Origin of the sequence: Bradyrhizobium sp. CCBAU 53340 (assembly GCF_015291645.1) — a bacterium.
Taxonomy (GTDB): domain Bacteria; phylum Pseudomonadota; class Alphaproteobacteria; order Rhizobiales; family Xanthobacteraceae; genus Bradyrhizobium.
Window position 1 is genome coordinate 2,307,775 of record NZ_CP030055.1, and the last position, 15,753, is coordinate 2,323,527.

General features: G+C 62.8%; 14 protein-coding genes. 6 read left to right on the plus strand and 8 right to left on the minus strand.

From position 1 onward, the window contains the following. Window positions 1-3: 3 nt before the first annotated feature. Both XH89_RS10865 and XH89_RS10870 read right to left on the minus strand, forming a co-directional pair. Entirely contained in the window at window positions 4-462 is a 459-nt protein-coding gene (locus tag XH89_RS10865; RefSeq protein ID WP_194467057.1) for a cupin domain-containing protein, read from the minus strand. A 30-nt stretch (window positions 463-492) separates the two neighbouring features. Further along, window positions 493-1,665, minus strand: coding sequence for an ABC transporter substrate-binding protein (locus tag XH89_RS10870; protein ID WP_194467058.1), 1,173 nt, complete (start codon window positions 1,663-1,665; stop codon window positions 493-495). Between the two features lie 279 nt (window positions 1,666-1,944). Between XH89_RS10870 and XH89_RS10875 the strand changes: the two genes are divergently transcribed. The 3 genes from XH89_RS10875 to XH89_RS10885 all read left to right on the plus strand — a co-directional run bounded on the left by XH89_RS10875 (window position 1,945) and on the right by XH89_RS10885 (window position 4,755). Beyond that, window positions 1,945-2,436 (plus strand): MarR family winged helix-turn-helix transcriptional regulator, encoded by a 492-nt coding sequence (locus XH89_RS10875; protein ID WP_128969231.1) that lies wholly within the window; start codon window positions 1,945-1,947, stop codon window positions 2,434-2,436. Between the two features lie 147 nt (window positions 2,437-2,583). Beyond that, window positions 2,584-4,275 (plus strand): benzoate-CoA ligase family protein, encoded by a 1,692-nt coding sequence (locus tag XH89_RS10880; protein ID WP_194467059.1) that lies wholly within the window; start codon window positions 2,584-2,586, stop codon window positions 4,273-4,275. Window positions 4,276-4,296: 21 nt separating this feature from the next. Then, complete coding sequence (locus XH89_RS10885; protein WP_371825205.1) at window positions 4,297-4,755, plus strand: RidA family protein; 459 nt, start codon at window positions 4,297-4,299, stop codon at window positions 4,753-4,755. Between the two features lie 24 nt (window positions 4,756-4,779). Here the strand turns inward: XH89_RS10885 and XH89_RS10890 are convergent, their stop codons facing one another. Beyond that, a complete protein-coding gene (locus XH89_RS10890; protein WP_194467061.1) occupies window positions 4,780-5,508 on the minus strand; it encodes a CBS domain-containing protein in 729 nt (242 codons plus the stop codon). Window positions 5,509-5,720: 212 nt separating this feature from the next. Here XH89_RS10890 and XH89_RS10895 point away from each other — a divergent pair, with 212 nt between their 5' ends. Beyond that, the gene (locus XH89_RS10895; RefSeq protein ID WP_194467062.1) at window positions 5,721-7,556 is read left to right on the plus strand and encodes an alpha/beta hydrolase; all 1,836 of its coding nucleotides are present in this window, start codon (window positions 5,721-5,723) and stop codon (window positions 7,554-7,556) included. Here the strand turns inward: XH89_RS10895 and XH89_RS10900 are convergent. From XH89_RS10900 to XH89_RS10910, 3 genes are read right to left on the minus strand one after another with little or no spacing between them, the layout of a single operon-like run. Continuing rightward, window positions 7,553-8,527, minus strand: a complete 975-nt coding sequence (locus tag XH89_RS10900; RefSeq protein WP_194467063.1) for a CHAD domain-containing protein — start codon at window positions 8,525-8,527, stop codon at window positions 7,553-7,555. The two genes, XH89_RS10895 and XH89_RS10900, sit on opposite strands and share 4 nt — an antisense overlap. Before the next feature lie 25 nt (window positions 8,528-8,552). Then, window positions 8,553-10,088: an AAA family ATPase gene (locus XH89_RS10905; RefSeq protein WP_371825206.1), complete on the minus strand. Its 1,536-nt coding sequence runs from the start codon at window positions 10,086-10,088 to the stop codon at window positions 8,553-8,555. 11 nt (window positions 10,089-10,099) lie between these two features. Beyond that, window positions 10,100-11,083 (minus strand): zinc-dependent alcohol dehydrogenase family protein, encoded by a 984-nt coding sequence (locus tag XH89_RS10910; protein ID WP_194468442.1) that lies wholly within the window; start codon window positions 11,081-11,083, stop codon window positions 10,100-10,102. Between the two features lie 172 nt (window positions 11,084-11,255). Here XH89_RS10910 and XH89_RS10915 point away from each other — a divergent pair, with 172 nt between their 5' ends. Both XH89_RS10915 and XH89_RS10920 read left to right on the plus strand, forming a co-directional pair. Further along, window positions 11,256-12,095 carry a universal stress protein gene (locus tag XH89_RS10915; RefSeq protein WP_194467064.1) on the plus strand — a complete coding sequence of 280 codons (840 nt, stop codon included), beginning with the start codon at window positions 11,256-11,258 and terminating at the stop codon, window positions 12,093-12,095. A gap of 69 nt (window positions 12,096-12,164) precedes the next feature. Next, window positions 12,165-14,855: a bifunctional acetate--CoA ligase family protein/GNAT family N-acetyltransferase gene (locus XH89_RS10920; RefSeq protein ID WP_194467065.1), complete on the plus strand. Its 2,691-nt coding sequence runs from the start codon at window positions 12,165-12,167 to the stop codon at window positions 14,853-14,855. A 9-nt stretch (window positions 14,856-14,864) separates the two neighbouring features. Here XH89_RS10920 and XH89_RS10925 read toward each other — a convergent pair whose 3' ends face one another. After that, window positions 14,865-15,353 carry a phage holin family protein gene (locus XH89_RS10925; RefSeq protein WP_194467066.1) on the minus strand — a complete coding sequence of 163 codons (489 nt, stop codon included), beginning with the start codon at window positions 15,351-15,353 and terminating at the stop codon, window positions 14,865-14,867. Beyond that, the gene (locus tag XH89_RS10930; protein WP_194467067.1) at window positions 15,354-15,629 is read right to left on the minus strand and encodes a hypothetical protein; all 276 of its coding nucleotides are present in this window, start codon (window positions 15,627-15,629) and stop codon (window positions 15,354-15,356) included. Window positions 15,630-15,753: the final 124 nt, after the last annotated feature.

The following is a 15,753-nucleotide window of genomic DNA, read 5'->3' on the forward strand; positions in this document are numbered from 1 at the left end:
CTGCTAGCCGGCGCCAGGAGGCGGCGGCAGGAAGTGGATGTTGAACTCGGCGGCCATCGCCACGACATCCTCCGGCTTTTGTTCCTTCATGTTGTGAAGGCCCCAGAACAGGTCGAACAGCTTTTTGGTCGGCGACACCCAGAACAGCACCTTTGCGGTCTGCTCCGACTTGTTGAAGATGCCGTGCGGCACGCCCATGCCGAGCCTGATCAGATCGCCCGGCGTTGCCTGCGCCTCCGAATTGCCGAGCACGAAGTCGAGCTTGCCCTCCAGCATGTAGAGATACTCATCCTGGTCCGGATGGATGTGCGGCGGCACGAACGTCCCCGGCGGCAATGTCGCGTGCCATGAGAAGCTGTTTTCGGCGCAGCTCTTCGGCACATAGGTCTGGCCGAGGATGTTCCAGGAAATGCCCTGGATGCCCTCATTGGCCCGCGTGATGCCGGTGATTTCGCTCTTCATTGCAGTTCTCCCTAAACGCGACCCGCGGTCTCAGTTCGCCTTGCAGTCTTTGGCGTAGCGGTCGCCATAGTTCTCAAAGACCTTCTGGACGATCTCGGTCTGGAATTTGCCGTCCGGCCGCTTGGCGACCTTGGTCAGGTAAAAATCCTGAATTGGATAACCATTGGTGTTGAACTTGAACGATCCGCGCAGCGACGTGAAGTCGGCTTTCTTCAGGGCAGCAGCAACAGCATCCTTGTTGGAGAGGTCGCCCTTCACGGCCTTGACCGCGCTGTCGATCAGCATCGCTGCATCATACGCCTGCATCGCGTAGGTGCCGGGCACGCTGTTGTAGGCGGCCTCATAGCCGGCGACGAACTTCTTGTTCTGGGGATTGTCCAGATTGGGCGCCCAGTTCGCGCCGCCGAACATGCCGACGGCCGCATCCTGTTGCGCCGGCAGGGTCGATTCATCCACCGTGAAAGCCGAAAGCACCGGAATGCCGTCGGCAAGGCCTGCCTGCTTGTATTGCTTGACGAGATTGACGCCGAGGCCGCCAGGCATGAACGTGAACAGCGCATCGGGCTTCAGCGACGAAATCTTGGACAGCTCCGGCTGGAAGTCCAACGTGTTAAGCGGCATGTAGGATTCTTCGACGATCTCGCCTTTGTAGTCGAGCTTGAAGCCCGCAACGGAGTCCTTGCCGGCTTGATAGTTCGGCACCATCAGGTACATCCGCTTGTAGCCGCGATCCTGCGCCACTTTGCCAAGGATCTCGTGGACCTGGTCGTTCTGATACGACGTCACATAGAAGAACGGGCTGCATTCCTTGCCGGCAAACGTTGACGGGCCGGCGTTGGGGCTAATTAGGAAGGTCTTCGATTCCGTGACCGGTCGGTGGATCGCCTGAAGGATGTTGGAGAAGATCGGCCCGACAACAAAATCGACCTTGTCGCGCTCAAGCAGGCCCTTGACCTTGGTCACGGCCGCGTCGGGCTTCAGCTCGTCGTCGACAACGACCACTTCGACATCGCGGCCTCCCAACTTGCTGCCGAGATCTTTCACAGCGAGCGCGAAGCCGTCGCGAACCTGCTGGCCGAGCGCGGCGGCTGGCCCCGACAGGGTCACGATCACGCCCAGCTTGATCTTCTCCTCAGCAAGGGCAGGGCTCATCGTGGTGCCGAGCAGCAAGACGGCCGCAGCCAAGGTCAATTTCGTCTTCATGATCTACCCCCCCCATGACGTCAAGGCTCGCGCTGCAAGCCGCGTCCTGCGATACGAGCTTATGCCGATGACGGCGCTCGCTGCAAGCCAAGGTCAGGCGCTGCCATCTGGCGGGCAGCGTCGCATGCAAGCCGCGCGCCAATTATTTGAAGCCTAAAGAAACTTGCCTGCGGTCGATTGTTGCAGCTTTGGGCTTGCGGCCGGCCCGGATTTATTTGAAGCTCAAAACGTTGGGGAATCCGTGCCGGCGCCAATGCCAGCCGTAGTGACTGCATCGAGATGCTCGATTCCGAGACCAAGGCTGTCGAAACGCCGGAGGACCACGCCGATGAGCTTCGGCTGTGGCTGCGCCTGCTGACCTGCACCACTCTGATCGAGGGGGAGGTTCGCGGCCGCCTGCGGCAGCGTTTCGACGTCACGCTGCCTCGCTTCGACCTCATGGCGCAGCTCGACAAGGCGCCCGACGGCATGACGCTGTCGGATGTCTCCAAGCGCATGATGGTGTCCAACGGCAACGTCACCGGCCTCGTCGAGCGCCTCGTGGAATCGGGCCATCTCGACCGTCGCACCTCGGAGACCGACCGTCGCGTCCAGGTGATCCGCCTCACAAAGCTTGGACGCGCCGAATTCCGCAGGATGGCTGCGGAGCACGAGACCTGGATCGCGGATCTCTTTGCTGACCTGACGCCGAAGGATGTGCGTGAGCTGATGCGGCTTCTGGCCAAGACCAAGGCGTCGGCGCAGAAATCGGCCGCGCGTCGCCGGCCCTGAATGCGGGCTGACGGGCCCGCCAATCCCATTTTGCCGCACGAAAATGCATGGGATGCCCAAAATCCGCTATTGCGCTAAATTGTTTTAAGCCTAAAATGTTTTCCTATGAGTGCTGCCGGGTGCTTTCCATGCGCAAAGGAGCGTGCGATGGCCAACGCCGCCAAGGTTCAAGTCTCGGGCTCGCATGACACAAGCGTTGCGACCGCCCATGTCGATAAGTTCGCGCGGCAGCATCTGCCGCCGTCCGAGCTCTGGCCGGAGTTCATCTTCACGCGGCCGGAGTTGCAGTATCCGCCGCGATTGAACTGCGTCAGCTATTTCCTCGACCGCTGGGTCGAGCAGGGGCACGGCGACGCGCCCTGCGTCATCAGTCCCGCCGTCAGCTACACCTATCGCGAACTGCAGGCGCTGGTGAATCGTATCGCCAACGTGCTGGTCGGCAAGCTCGGCCTGGTGACCGGCGAGCGCGTGCTGCTGCGCTCCGCCAACAGCCCGATGATGGTTGCGACCTATCTCGCCGTGATCAAAGCCGGCGGCATCTGCGTGGCGACAATGCCATTGCTGCGAGCCAAGGAGCTGTCCTATCCGATCCAGAAAGCGGAGATCACGCTCGCGCTCTGCGACGGAAAGCTCTCCGATGAGATGGAGAAGGCCAAGCTGGCTGTGCCCGGTCTCAAGCACGTGGTCTATTGGGGTAACGGAGCTGCCGACTCGCTCGAGGCCATGCTTGCGGATGCCAGCCCTGAATTTACAGCAGTCGATACCGCATCCGATGACATTTGCCTGATCGCATTCACCTCCGGCACGACCGGGGATCCCAAGGGCACCATGCATTTCCACCGGGACATGCTGGCGGTGTGCGACGGTTACGCACGCAACATCCTGCGGGCAGAACAGAGCGACCGTTTCATCGGTTCCGCGCCGCTCGCTTTCACCTTCGGCTTCGGCGGCGTGCTGTTTCCGATGCATATCGGTGCCTCTTTCGTAGTTCTCGAGAAAACGACGCCCGATGACATGCTGGCGGCGATCGAGCAATACAAGACCACAGTTTGCTTCACAGCGCCGACTGCATATCGCGCCATGATCGGCAAGCTGGCGGGCCGCGACGTCTCTTCGCTGCGAAAGTGCGTCTCCGCAGGCGAGACGCTGCCCAAGCCGACATTCGATGCCTGGCTGAAGGCTACCGGCCTCAAGCTGATGGACGGGATTGGCTCGACAGAGCTGCTGCACATCTTCATCAGCGCGACCGAGGAGGAAATTCGCCCCGGCGCGACCGGAAAACCCGTGCCCGGCTATGAGGCGAAGATCGTAGACGATGACGGCAACGATGTGCCAGCCGGCACGATGGGGAAGCTCGCGGTGCGAGGGCCGACCGGGTGTCGCTATCTAGCAGACGAGCGGCAGCGCAAATACGTCCAGAACGGCTGGAACATCACCGGCGACACCTATCTGATGGATAGCGACGGCTACTTCTGGTACCAGTCGCGCTCCGACGACATGATCGTGTCATCCGGATACAATATCGCGGGCACGGATGTGGAAGCGGCTTTGCTCACACATCCGTCCGTTGCCGAATGCGGCGTCGTCGGTGCCCCGGACGAGGCGCGCGGGATGATCGTGAAAGCCTATGTCATTGCCGCGCCCGGCGTGACGCCGGATGCAAGGCTCGCGGCCGAGTTGCAAGAGCATGTCAAACGCGAGATCGCACCGTACAAATATCCGCGCGCGATCGAGTTCGTGACCCAGCTGCCAAAGACCGAGACCGGAAAGCTGAAACGCTTTGCCTTGCGCCAATTGGCGCAGGCGGCCGCGGCGTCCTCGGGCGTCGCGGCAGAATGAGATGAGGATGGAGAATTGTCCGTGACAACGCCGAAAGGTCCCCAGCTCGCAGTGCTGCCGACCGCCGCTGAGGATGACACCAGCCCGAGAGCGCAGGTGCTGCAGCCCTCAGGCTGGCCGATGCCGAAGGGCTACGCCAACGGCATGGCCGCCGAAGGGCGGATCGTCGTCACAGGCGGCGTGATCGGCTGGGATGCACAGGAGCGTCTCGCCGAGGGCTTTGTCGCCCAGGTGCGCCAGACCCTGAGCAACATCGCGGAGATTTTAGCTGAGGCCGGTGCGCGGCCCGAGCACCTGGTGCGTCTGACCTGGTACGTCGTCGACATGGACGAATACCTGGCGAACCTGAAGGAGCTCGGTCAGGTCTACCGCACCATCTTCGGCGCGCACTATCCGGCGATGGCGCTGGTCCAGGTCGTGCGGCTGGTGGAGAAGGCGGCGCGGGTCGAGATCGAGGCCACCGCCGTCATTCCCCGCTGAACAGCCTCCCGTCAGCTCGCCGTTTCAGCTTGCTTTGGCGAGATCATCGTCTTCGGGGGAGTTCAGATAGACGCCGGACATGGTGTCGACCCAGCACAGATGGTCGTGCACCTTCTTCACCCCTTCGACGTTCTCGGCTGCAACGATCGCCGCCTGCCGCGCGGGCTCCTCGGTGATGACGCCGCTCAAGTGAACGATGCCGTCGCGCACGATGACGTTCAGCCCGAACGGGCACCAGTCATGCTTCTCCATGGCATCGATGATGCGGCCGCGGATGTGATCGTCATCAGCGGTCGGATCCGGCACCTCGCGAGCGAGGCCGGCCACGGCCTGCAGCAGGTTGGCGCGTGACACGATGCCGACAACTTGGTCGCCGCGCACCACCGGCAGGCGTTTGATGTTGTTGCGTTCCATGAGATCGACGATCTCGGCGAGCGCAGTATCCTCGGTGATGGTGACCGGCGAAGTGGTCATGACCTCCGAAACCTTGCGACCGTGCTCGTGGACGAAGTCGCTGGCTGACTTTCCGGCGCCGATAATGAACCGCAGCCAGCGGCCGCGCTTGCGTCCGGTGCCGATTTCGCTGCGACGGATGAAGTCGCCTTCCGAGACCACGCCGACCAGCCTGCCACTGTCGTTGACCACAGTCAGGCCGCTGACGTGACGCTTCAACATGATGTTCGCTGCCTCGACGATACTGGTGTCGGGCGTGACCGAGATAACCGACCGGGTCATGATCTGGTGGGCGCGCATGGAATGCTCCGCTGGCTTGTCGAACTTTGATGACGAAGATCTAGATCAGGCGCTGCTGTACGGTTTGACGCAGGTCAAGAGGACAAGGTCGGCCTTTGCTGGTTAAGCAATTGTGATCGACAGCCGGAATTGATGCAGCTCAACGTTCCCACGGCGGATGATCCATATCCTGTTCTCCATATACGACCAGCAGCGTGCGGGAATCCTTGGCCATGAACGTCGTGCAAATCCTTCCTCGGTCCGAACAGCCGGCGCCAGTGCTCGACTCAGCTGTTGACGTCGTTCCCTCGGTGCCGAGAGCCGAGCCGGCCGGGGAAGAGCCAGCCGTCAAGCAGGCGTTAGAACCTTATCCTATCGACCGCACGTTCCACGCGATACTGGCACGGTTCACGGGCGGGCTCTCGCCGGCGGCCTTGCTGCTTGCCTGGCTCGATTGGAGCTGTCACCTCGCCGTCGCGCCGCAACGTCGGATGGAGATCGCCAACAATGCTATCCGTGACTCCGCCCGTTTGCTGGATGCCGCGGCGCATACAACCTCGCCAGAGCAAAAGCCCTGGTCCGTGATCCGGCCGGAGGGGCGGGATCGCCGTTTCAAGGATTCGCAATGGGAAGTTGCGCACTTTAACATTCTTGCGCAGGCGTTTCTGCTCGGCGAGCGCTGGTGGCACGATGCCACGACCGGGGTGCGTGGCGTCTCGCGCGCGAATGAGGCCATCGTCGAATTCTCCGTCCGCCAGCTGCTCGACATGCTGGCGCCGTCGAACTTCGCGATGACCAACCCGAAAGTGCTGGAAAAGGCATTTCAGAGCGGCGGAGAGAATTTCGTCTTCGGCTGGCAGAACTGGTGCGGCGATCTCATGCGGACGCTCGCGGCGGCAAGGCCCACAGCCAGTGAGCAGTTTGTCGTCGGCAAGACGATGGCGGCTTCGCCGGGCAAGGTCGTCTACCGCAATGAGCTGATCGAGCTGATCCAGTACCAGCCGACCACGGCCCAAGTGCGGCCCGAGCCGGTCCTGATCGTGCCAGCCTGGATCATGAAATATTACATTCTCGATCTGTCGCCGAAGAATTCATTGGTCAGATATCTAACCGAACAGGGTTTTACCGTCTTCGCGATCTCCTGGCGCAATCCGGGCGCCAGAGATCGGGATGTCGCATTTGACGATTATCGCAAGCAGGGTGTGATGGCTGCGTTGGACGCGATCGGCCCCATCGTTCCGTCTCGGAAGATCCACGCGCTCGGCTATTGTCTCGGCGGCACCTTGTTGTCGATCGCCGCCGCCGCGATGGCGCGCGACGGCGACGATCGTCTCGGCACCATCACTCTGCTGGCCGCGCAGACTGACTTCACCGAGGCCGGCGAGCTGACGCTCTTCATCAATGAAAGCCAGGTCGCCTTCCTCGAAGACATGATGTGGCAGCGAGGCTATCTCGATACGGCGCAGATGGCCGCCGCATTTGCGCTGCTGCGTTCGAACGACCTGATCTGGTCGCGGTTGTCGCATGACTATTTGATGGGCGAGGCGTCGTCGCCGAGCGATCTGATGGCCTGGAACGCCGACGCGACGCGGCTACCCTATCGGATGCACTCCGAATATCTCCGCAAGCTGTTCCTAGACAACGATCTTGCCGAGGGACGGTACCAGGTCGAGGACAAGAGTATCTCGCTCTCCGATATCCATACGCCGATGTTCGTGGTCGGTACGCTCGCCGATCACGTGGCACCGTGGCGATCCGTGCACAAGATCCACTACCAGGTCGACGCCGACCTGACCTTCCTGCTGACCAGCGGTGGCCATAATGCCGGCGTCGTTGCGCCGCCCGACGAGCCCGGACACAGCTATCAGGTCATGACCAAGGCTGCCGATGCGCCCTATGTGGGCCCGGACGAATGGCTGAAGCTCGCGCCTCATGCCGAGGGATCGTGGTGGCCGGAATGGGCGCGCTGGCTCATCGCGAAGTCCGGCGAGCTCTGCGATCCGCCGCCGATCGGCAATGGCGACATTGATAGCCTCCCCGATGCACCCGGCGACTACGTCCGCACCTAATCCTCTGGCTCCGAATCCGGCGTGAGGTCGGAGGACCGGAAAGGCTTGGCTTTGTCAAGTTTGCGATAGGCCGTCGAAGCCGTTTGCAGCAGCTTCTTCTCGCGCTTGCGGTCGAGAAAGCGAATGCCGGCTCCGGGAACAGCTTCGTTCAATGACGCGGCCAGCGTCTGACCGCGCGCATCGTCGTTCAGCTGGCCGAGCGACTTCTGCGCTCTTCGCAATTGCTTGAGAACCGACCTCTGCTTCTTCAGCGACTTGTCGGTAAATAGGTCCTCCAGCGACTCGATCGAATAGGTCAGTCGCTTGTTGAGAATCCGCAGCTTGTGCCGCTTCTCGACGTCGAGCTTGCGCAGCTTCCGGGCCTTCCTGAGCAGCGTCCTTTCCCAATCGGACAATTGCGCAGCTGCGTGGTCGGCGAGCGGGCAGCGCCGAAGTCTGATAGCCTCCTTGCTGCGTCTGGTTGACCAGGGACCACTCTCGATCCAGCTCGAAGTCTGCTCGACCAGACGGCGATATCGCGCCGATTGCAGGGCGCGGGTCAACAGGCGATGGCTTTCGGCGCGCTTTTCGTCCCAGTGCTGGAGCTCGGCGATCACGCCGAGTTCGTCGCCCGCTTCTGCTACCACGCGTTCGATGGCGACATCGAGGTCTCGCACCATGCCGAGCTGGCTGTTCAGCCATTTCAGCTCGACCCAGATCTCTGCGCGCAGCGCATCGTCGACCATTGGCGAAAAGAAGCGAATCGCGGTCCGCAGATGGGTCAGCGCGATGCGGATCTGGTGGAGCGCCTCCGGATCGCCGCGGCAGGTGCCGTCGTGCTGGGCCAGGACCGCGGCAAGGTGACGGCGGGCGACGATCCGAAACGCCGTGTCGCAGGCCATGCCGGGGCTGAGGCGACCCGGCAGCGGATTGCCGCTCGTCGCCGGTTTGGAGCGGCCGGCCGCCGTCGAACTCGTGGTGGGTCGCGCCATGCTAGCCCGCGCCAATCAGATTGCCTTACCTGCCTTCGGCGATGGCGTCCCGGCAGCGCTGCAGCGTCTGATCTTGCGTCCCGGATGCATCGATGGTCGCCCAACCGATGTGGCCGATATTATAGTGCTCTTGCATCGCGGCAACCTCTTGCGTGGCATCGGATGCGTCTCCACTACGATTTCCGATTCGGGTCTGCCGGGTCGTCAGATCCGCGACCAGGAAGAGGCCGGTGAAAGACACGTTGTATTCCCGGGCGAGCCTCGCGAAGGCGTCCCGTTCGACATCACGGGCGAAGACGCCGTCTACGATCGCCGAATGACCCTGGGTCAGCGTGCGCCGCGCGCGCTCGGCCAAGGCTTCGTAAACGCGGGCTGCAAGCTCGGGGGTGTATGCGGATGGCGGCAGCCGGTCGGTATCGGCGACTCCGAACATCTGCTTGCGGATGACGTCGCTGCGCAAGACGACGGCACCCGGCTGCGGCGCGAAGGCCGGCGCGAGCGAGCGCGCCAGGACCGATTTGCCGGTGCCGGACAGTCCGCCCACCGCGACCAGCTGGGGAGCGGCAGGCTGGATCAGCGTACGCGCAAGGTCGAAATAGCGGCGTGCATCATCGGGGATGTCGGACTCGCTGGCATGCGGGCGCTTCAGCCGTGCCAAGGCCACTTGGGCGCGGATTGCGGCCCGGATGGACATGAACAACGGCAAGGTGGCAAGCCCGTCCAGATTTCCGGGCGGTGTGACGGCGAGATACCGGTTCAAGACGGCGTTGGCGGCAAGCGGCTGGTCGTGGCGGAGCAGGTCCATCAGCGTGAATGCGAGGTCGTAGAGCACGTCGACCGTTGCCATCCGCTCGTCGAATTCGATGGCGTCGAACAGCACGGGGTGCTGGTCGATCAGCACGATATTCGCAAGATGCAGATCGCCATGGCAGCGCCGCACGAAGCCCTGACGATTGCGCTCCTCGAGCAATTGGCGTATGCGCACAAATGCCTCGTGCGAGGCTTTGCCGAGCTGTGCGATCGCCGCCGCGTCGAAATGGTGATCGGTCCGCAGGCCGTCGCTGTTGCCATCGATCAGGGCAGGGATGGAAGAGACCCATTCCTTCCGGTCGGCGGGCGTTGCCGCGGTGTGCGAAGCTGCGATTGCCTCGGCGATGGCTGAGGCAAGTTCTGCATCCAGCGGGCCGGCCTTGGCCAGATGGTCCAGCGTCCGGTTTTCGTCGAAGCGTGACATGTCGACTGCATACTCGATCGGTTGCCCGCGGCCGTCGACTGTCACCGAGCCGTTCGGCTCTTCGGTGATCGCGATGACGCCGTGGTAGATCTGAGGCGCCAGTGGTTGGTTGATGCGGATTTCCTCCTCGCAGGCCGCCTTGCGCTTCTCAAGCGTCGAATAGTCGAGAAAGGGAAATCGCACGGCCCGCTTGATCTTCAACGCGCGATCGCCGTCGAGAAAGACCGAGGCGCCGTGCGTATCGATCCGCGTCACGCCCGGATGTCCAGCCAGGGTCTGGAAGATCCGTTCCTGGACCGCCGTTTGATCTGTTATCGAAGCAGGCATCGGAGGCACCGTCAGGGCGTCAGGACGGCCGCGCCCAGAATCTGGCCGTTCCGCAGCATGCCCAGAACCTCGTTGGCTTGATCCAGCGGAAATGCCGTCGTCTCGGTGCGCACGCCGGCCTGCGGCGCGATCCTGAGAAAATCCAGGCCATCCTGCCGGGTCAGATTGGCGACCGAGATCAACTGCCGTTCCTCCCAGAGCAAATCATACGGAAAGCTCGGAATGTCGGTCATGTGGATGCCGGCGCACACGACGCGTCCGCCTTTTCGGACGGCGCGCAACGCGGTCGGGACAAGTTCGCCGGCTGGTGCATAAATGATGGCGGCGTCGAGCGGTTCGGCGGGCATCTCGTCAGACGCTCCTGCCCAGACGGCACCAAGACGCCGCGCGAGGTCTTGTGCGGCCTCATCGCCGCGCCGTGTGAATGCATAGACAGATCGTCTCTGCCAGACTGCGACTTGCGCGATGATATGGCCGGCCGCGCCAAAACCGTAGAGACCGAGCCTCTCCGCAGGACCAGCCAGCACCAGCGAGCGCCAGCCGATCAGCCCGGCGCACAGCAGAGGAGCGATCTCCACATCATCGCTGCTTTCGTCGAGTGGAAACGCATAGCGGGCGTCGGCGATGGTGTGCGTTGCGTAGCCGCCGTCACGCGTGTAGCCGGTGAACAGCGGCGTGTCGCACAGGTTTTCCATGCCCTCCCGGCAGAATCGACAGTTCCCGCACGTAGAGCCGAGCCAGGGAATGCCGACCCGATCACCAGGCGCGTGTGCTGCAACATTGGGGCCAACGAGATCGACCCGGCCAACGATCTCATGGCCGGGCACAACAGGATAGCGAACACCAGGCAACTCGGCGTCAACGACGTGCAGGTCAGTCCGGCATACCCCGCAAGCGCTGATCTTCACCCGGATCTGGCCATCGCCGGGGATTGGGTCAGGCCGCTCCTCCATTCGGAGTCGCGCTCGTGGAGCCGGCAACACCATCGCACGCATAGGTCTCTCCGGGGCGAACCGCTCCGATTGCATAGCCATAGACTGACGGAACAGCCAGTCCTTGACTTCAGTCAACGACGGCCGTCGCCTGGCCGGACGGCGTTCCCCGCCTTGACGAGAATCAAGGGTTCTCACGAAAAGCGGCCTATTTTGGCTGCGAAGGAGAATCCCGATGCCCATCAAGGACGTCTTTCTGCCGCTGGTCGGTCAGCCGAGCGGGCCCGCGCTCGCCGCGATCGAGAAATGCGTCGCTGTTGCCGCCGATCTCGGCGCCAGGATGACCGGGCTCGCGCTCGAGGACGATGTTTTCGTGCGGCCGAAAGTGGTGTTTCCCGATGCCCCGGAGGCCGCCGAACTCAGCGTTGTGCGCGAGACGGGCGACATGCAGCAGCTTCTGAATGCATTCGCCAGCGCAGCATCGCGTGTCGGCATTCGTGCCCAAAGCCGATCGGACAGGGTCCCGGCCGACCAGATCGCGTCGACCCTGGCCGAGCATGCGCGCTTCAGTGACCTCGCTTTGATCCCCGTGAAGCCGCACGACAGCCGAACCGAAAACATCGTTGAAACGTTCCTGTTCCAGTCCGGCCGGCCGCTCCTGCTATGCCCGGAGCAGCATGTGGAGGCGCTGCGACCGGAATTCGAGAATGTCATGATCGCCTGGGACCATTCGGCGCGCGCTGCGCGTGCGGTGGGTGACGCCCTGCCGATCCTGCAGGCTGCTGCTGTCGTGCAGGTGATCACGGTAGCCGATGACAAGGACGAGGCGATCGCGCAATCCGGTACCAGTCTCGTCCACCATCTCAGGGAACACGGGATCTATGCGTCCTTCGAAACCGTGAAGGGCAATGGGAGCTCGATCGGCAAGGTGCTGGGAAGTTGGGCGCAATCCCATGCCGTCGACGCCATCGTCATGGGTGCCTACCATCATTCGCGCCTGAACGAGACCGTCTGGGGCGGTGTGACCAAAACTGTCATCGGCCAGCCACCGTGCTGGGTGATGATGTCGCACTAGGTGCGTTTCAACCCATATTCGGGTTAGCGTTTACTGTCGGACCCGTTGCCCGATCGGACGATCATGATCATGTCGACCTACCGCCTTAAGAACGTCTTGTCGCCGCGGTCAGTGGCACTTGTCGGGGGCAGCCCCCGCCACGCGTCGGTGGGGCGCGCAGTCCTGGAAAACGTTCGCTCGGCGGAATTCAAAGGGCCGTTCGGCCTGGTCAATGCGCGTTATGCCGAGATCGGCGGGATGGTCGCGGTGAGCAGTCTGGCTCAACTGCCCTTCGTGCCTGAGCTCGTCGTCATCACTGCGCCGGCGGCTGAGGTTCCCGACGTCATTGATCAAGCCGGCCGACGCGGCTCGGCCGGCGCCCTGATCGTCTCGGCGGGACTTGATCATGGACCGGGATCGCTCGAGGAGGCCGCCATTTCGGCTGCCCGGAAATATGGCATGCGGCTGATCGGCCCCAATTGCCTCGGCATCATGATGCCCGGCGTCAGCCTCAATGCGAGTTTTGCGGCACATATGCCTGGAGCTGGAAATCTCGCGCTGATCTCGCAATCGGGCGCGATCGCGGCCGGCATGGTGGATTGGGCGGCACAGCGCGGCGTCGGCTTCTCGGGGATCGTCACGATCGGCGATCAGATCGACGTCGACATCGCGGACCTGCTCGACTATTTCGCGATGGACCACAAGACCCGCGCCATCCTGCTCTACATCGAGGCCGTCAAGGACGCGCGGAAGTTCATGTCGGCGGCACGCGCCGCGGCGCGCGTGAAGCCCGTCGTGGTGGTGAAGTCCGGCCGGATGGCGCAGGGCGCAAAGGCGGCCGCTACGCATACGGGCGCGCTCGCTGGTGCCGACGCAGTCTACGATGCGGCCTTCCGCCGCGCCGGCGTCCTTCGGGTATCCGATCTGCGTGAGCTGTTCGATTGTGCCGAGACGCTTGGGCGCATAGGATCGCCGGCGGGAAAGCGCCTCGCCATTCTAACCAATGGTGGCGGCATCGGCGTCCTGGCGATCGACCGGCTGGCGGATCTCGGCGGCATTGCCGCACCCATGACACCAGATACGCGTGAGAAGCTCGACGCGGTGCTGCCGCCGACCTGGTCCGGCGCAAACCCCATCGACATCGTCGGCGACGCTGATGCGTCGCGTTATGCCGCGGCGCTGGGGGTGTTGCTCGAGGACTCCGGCAATGACGCGGTCCTCGTGCTCAACGTGCAGACCGCGATCGCTTCGGCGGCCCAGATTGCGACGACGGTGACCGAGCTAGTCGGCCAATATCGAGCGAAGCACGGCAGTTGGGCCAAGCCGGTACTGGCGGCCTGGGTCGGCGCCGATCAGGAGATCATTGCGACGCTGTCCGCCGCCGGCATTCCCAACTACCCGACCGAAGACGACGCGGTGCGTGGCTTCATGCATTTGGTCCGGCATCGCGAGGTAATCGACGAACTGAGCCAGGTTCCCCCGGCAATGCCCGATACCTTCGTTCCGGACGTGGCGGCGGCGAAGCAAATCATCGCAACGGCGATTGCCGACGGTCGGAAATGGCTTGAGCCCGTCGAGATCAAATATCTGCTCGGGTGCTATGACATCGCGATGGTGCCGACCTATGCAGCTAAAGATGTCGAGCAGGCGGTTGCCTATGCCGACGAGATATTTGCACAAGGCGCCACGGTCGTGCTCAAGATCCTGTCGCGCGACATCGTACACAAGTCCGATGTCGGCGGTGTCGTGCTCAACCTGACCACGCCGGGCGCGGTGCGGACGGCCGCCGCCGATATTCTCGCGCGAGCAAAGAAACTACGGCCGGAAGCCCGTATTGATGGCATCATCGTGCAAGCGATGGTCGTCAAGGCGAAGGCGCGCGAGCTGATCATGGGCCTCGCCGACGATCCTACCTTCGGGACCGTTGTCGTGTTTGGGCGGGGCGGCACGGCGGTGGAGATCATCAACGACAAGGCCCTCGCGCTGCCGCCGCTCGATTTGCAGCTTGCCCGAGATCTGATCGATCGGACGCGCGTATCGCGACTGCTCCGTGCTTATCGCGATGTGCCTGCGGTCAAGCAGGACGCGGTCGCACTGGTGCTTGTCAAGCTGGCGCAGATGGCGACGGACATCCCCGAAATCCGCGAGCTCGATATCAATCCGCTGCTTGCAGACGAAACCGGCGTGACGGCCGTCGATGCTCGCGTCGCGGTCGGACTGCCACAGCGGAAATTTGCGGGTTCGGGCCCCGCGAATTTCGCCGTCCGCGCCTATCCGTCACAATGGGAGCGCCGTCTCACGCTCAAGGACGGATGGCATATCTCGGTGCGGCCCCTGCGCCCTGAGGACGAGCCGACCATTCACGAGTTCCTCCATCACGTGACGCCTCACGATCTCCGCCTGCGGTTCTTTGCGCCGATGAAGGAGTTTACCCACGAGTTCATCGCGCGCCTGACCCAGCTCGACTATGCGCGCGCCATGGCGTTCATCGCATTCGACGAGAAGAACGAAATGGTCGGAGTGGTACGGCTTCACTCGGACTCGATCTACGAGAGCGGTGAATACGCAATCCTGCTGCGGTCCGACCTGAAGGGCAGGGGGCTGGGCTGGGCCCTGATGCAGCTGATCATCGACTACGCGAAGTCGGAAGGGCTGAAGACCATCTCGGGCGACGTGCTCAAGGAGAATGTCGTCATGCTCGAGATGTGCCGCCAGCTTGGCTTCGAGGTGAAGCAGGACCCGAATGAGCCTGATATCTGCGACGTCCGGCTGAAGCTCTGACACTCGTGGCTACGTGCGAGCGTCAGGCGTCGTGCTTGCTGCCGGCTGACGGGCGGGCTTTCGCATGTTCTTGACGATGATCGCAATCAGCGGCACCAGCACCGGAACGATCGTGCTCAGCGGATGATGAACCGCGCCAGTCAGTTGGAGCTGGAACGCGCGGGCTTCGACTTGAAGTGCTTCGATCGATGTGTCGTGGATTTCATTGGCAAGCTCGATGTCGCGGCCCGATGGCGGACGCCCGGCGACGATGAAGAGAACCGCGGCGATGGCGAAATTGATGGCGCCGAGCGCGGCGGCAGCGGCGATCGCGCTCCAGATCTGGACTAGCGCGAAATAGGTGGACAGCTCCACCATCAGGAGCCCGAAAGCGGCAATCAGCGCCGCGAAGGCCCGCAGGCCAAGCCCGACCAGCAGGTGGCGGAGCCTGATGTCCGCGATGATCCTGTCCGTGCGCCACAGGGCACGCAGATGTTTGACCACGTTCTCGGTATTCACCTAATGTCTCCTCAGCATGAAGCCGACGACCACTCCGAGCGCGAAGGCGGAAGCGAGCGAGGCCATCGGGCGCTCGGTGATGAGATCGTGCAGCTGCTCCTGCTCCTCGCTGACGGTTTCGCCGAGCTCGGCCAGCGCAGCCTTGATCTGGTCGGCGAGGGCTTCGGCACGGTCCTTTGACGTCTCGAACATGTCCTCGCCAGCGGTGCTCAGCAGACGCGTGACGTCGACCTTGAGTGCTTTCAGCTCATCGCTCATTCTGCCGGTATCGAACATTGGCGGTCTCCATTGCATGGCGGAAGCCTATGCGAGCGGGTCCGATGGCCATTGATTTGCGTCAACTGGGCGACGGCGAACCGGTTTTTGAGGCAGGTCAATCGAGTTGCCTCATGCCAGCCTA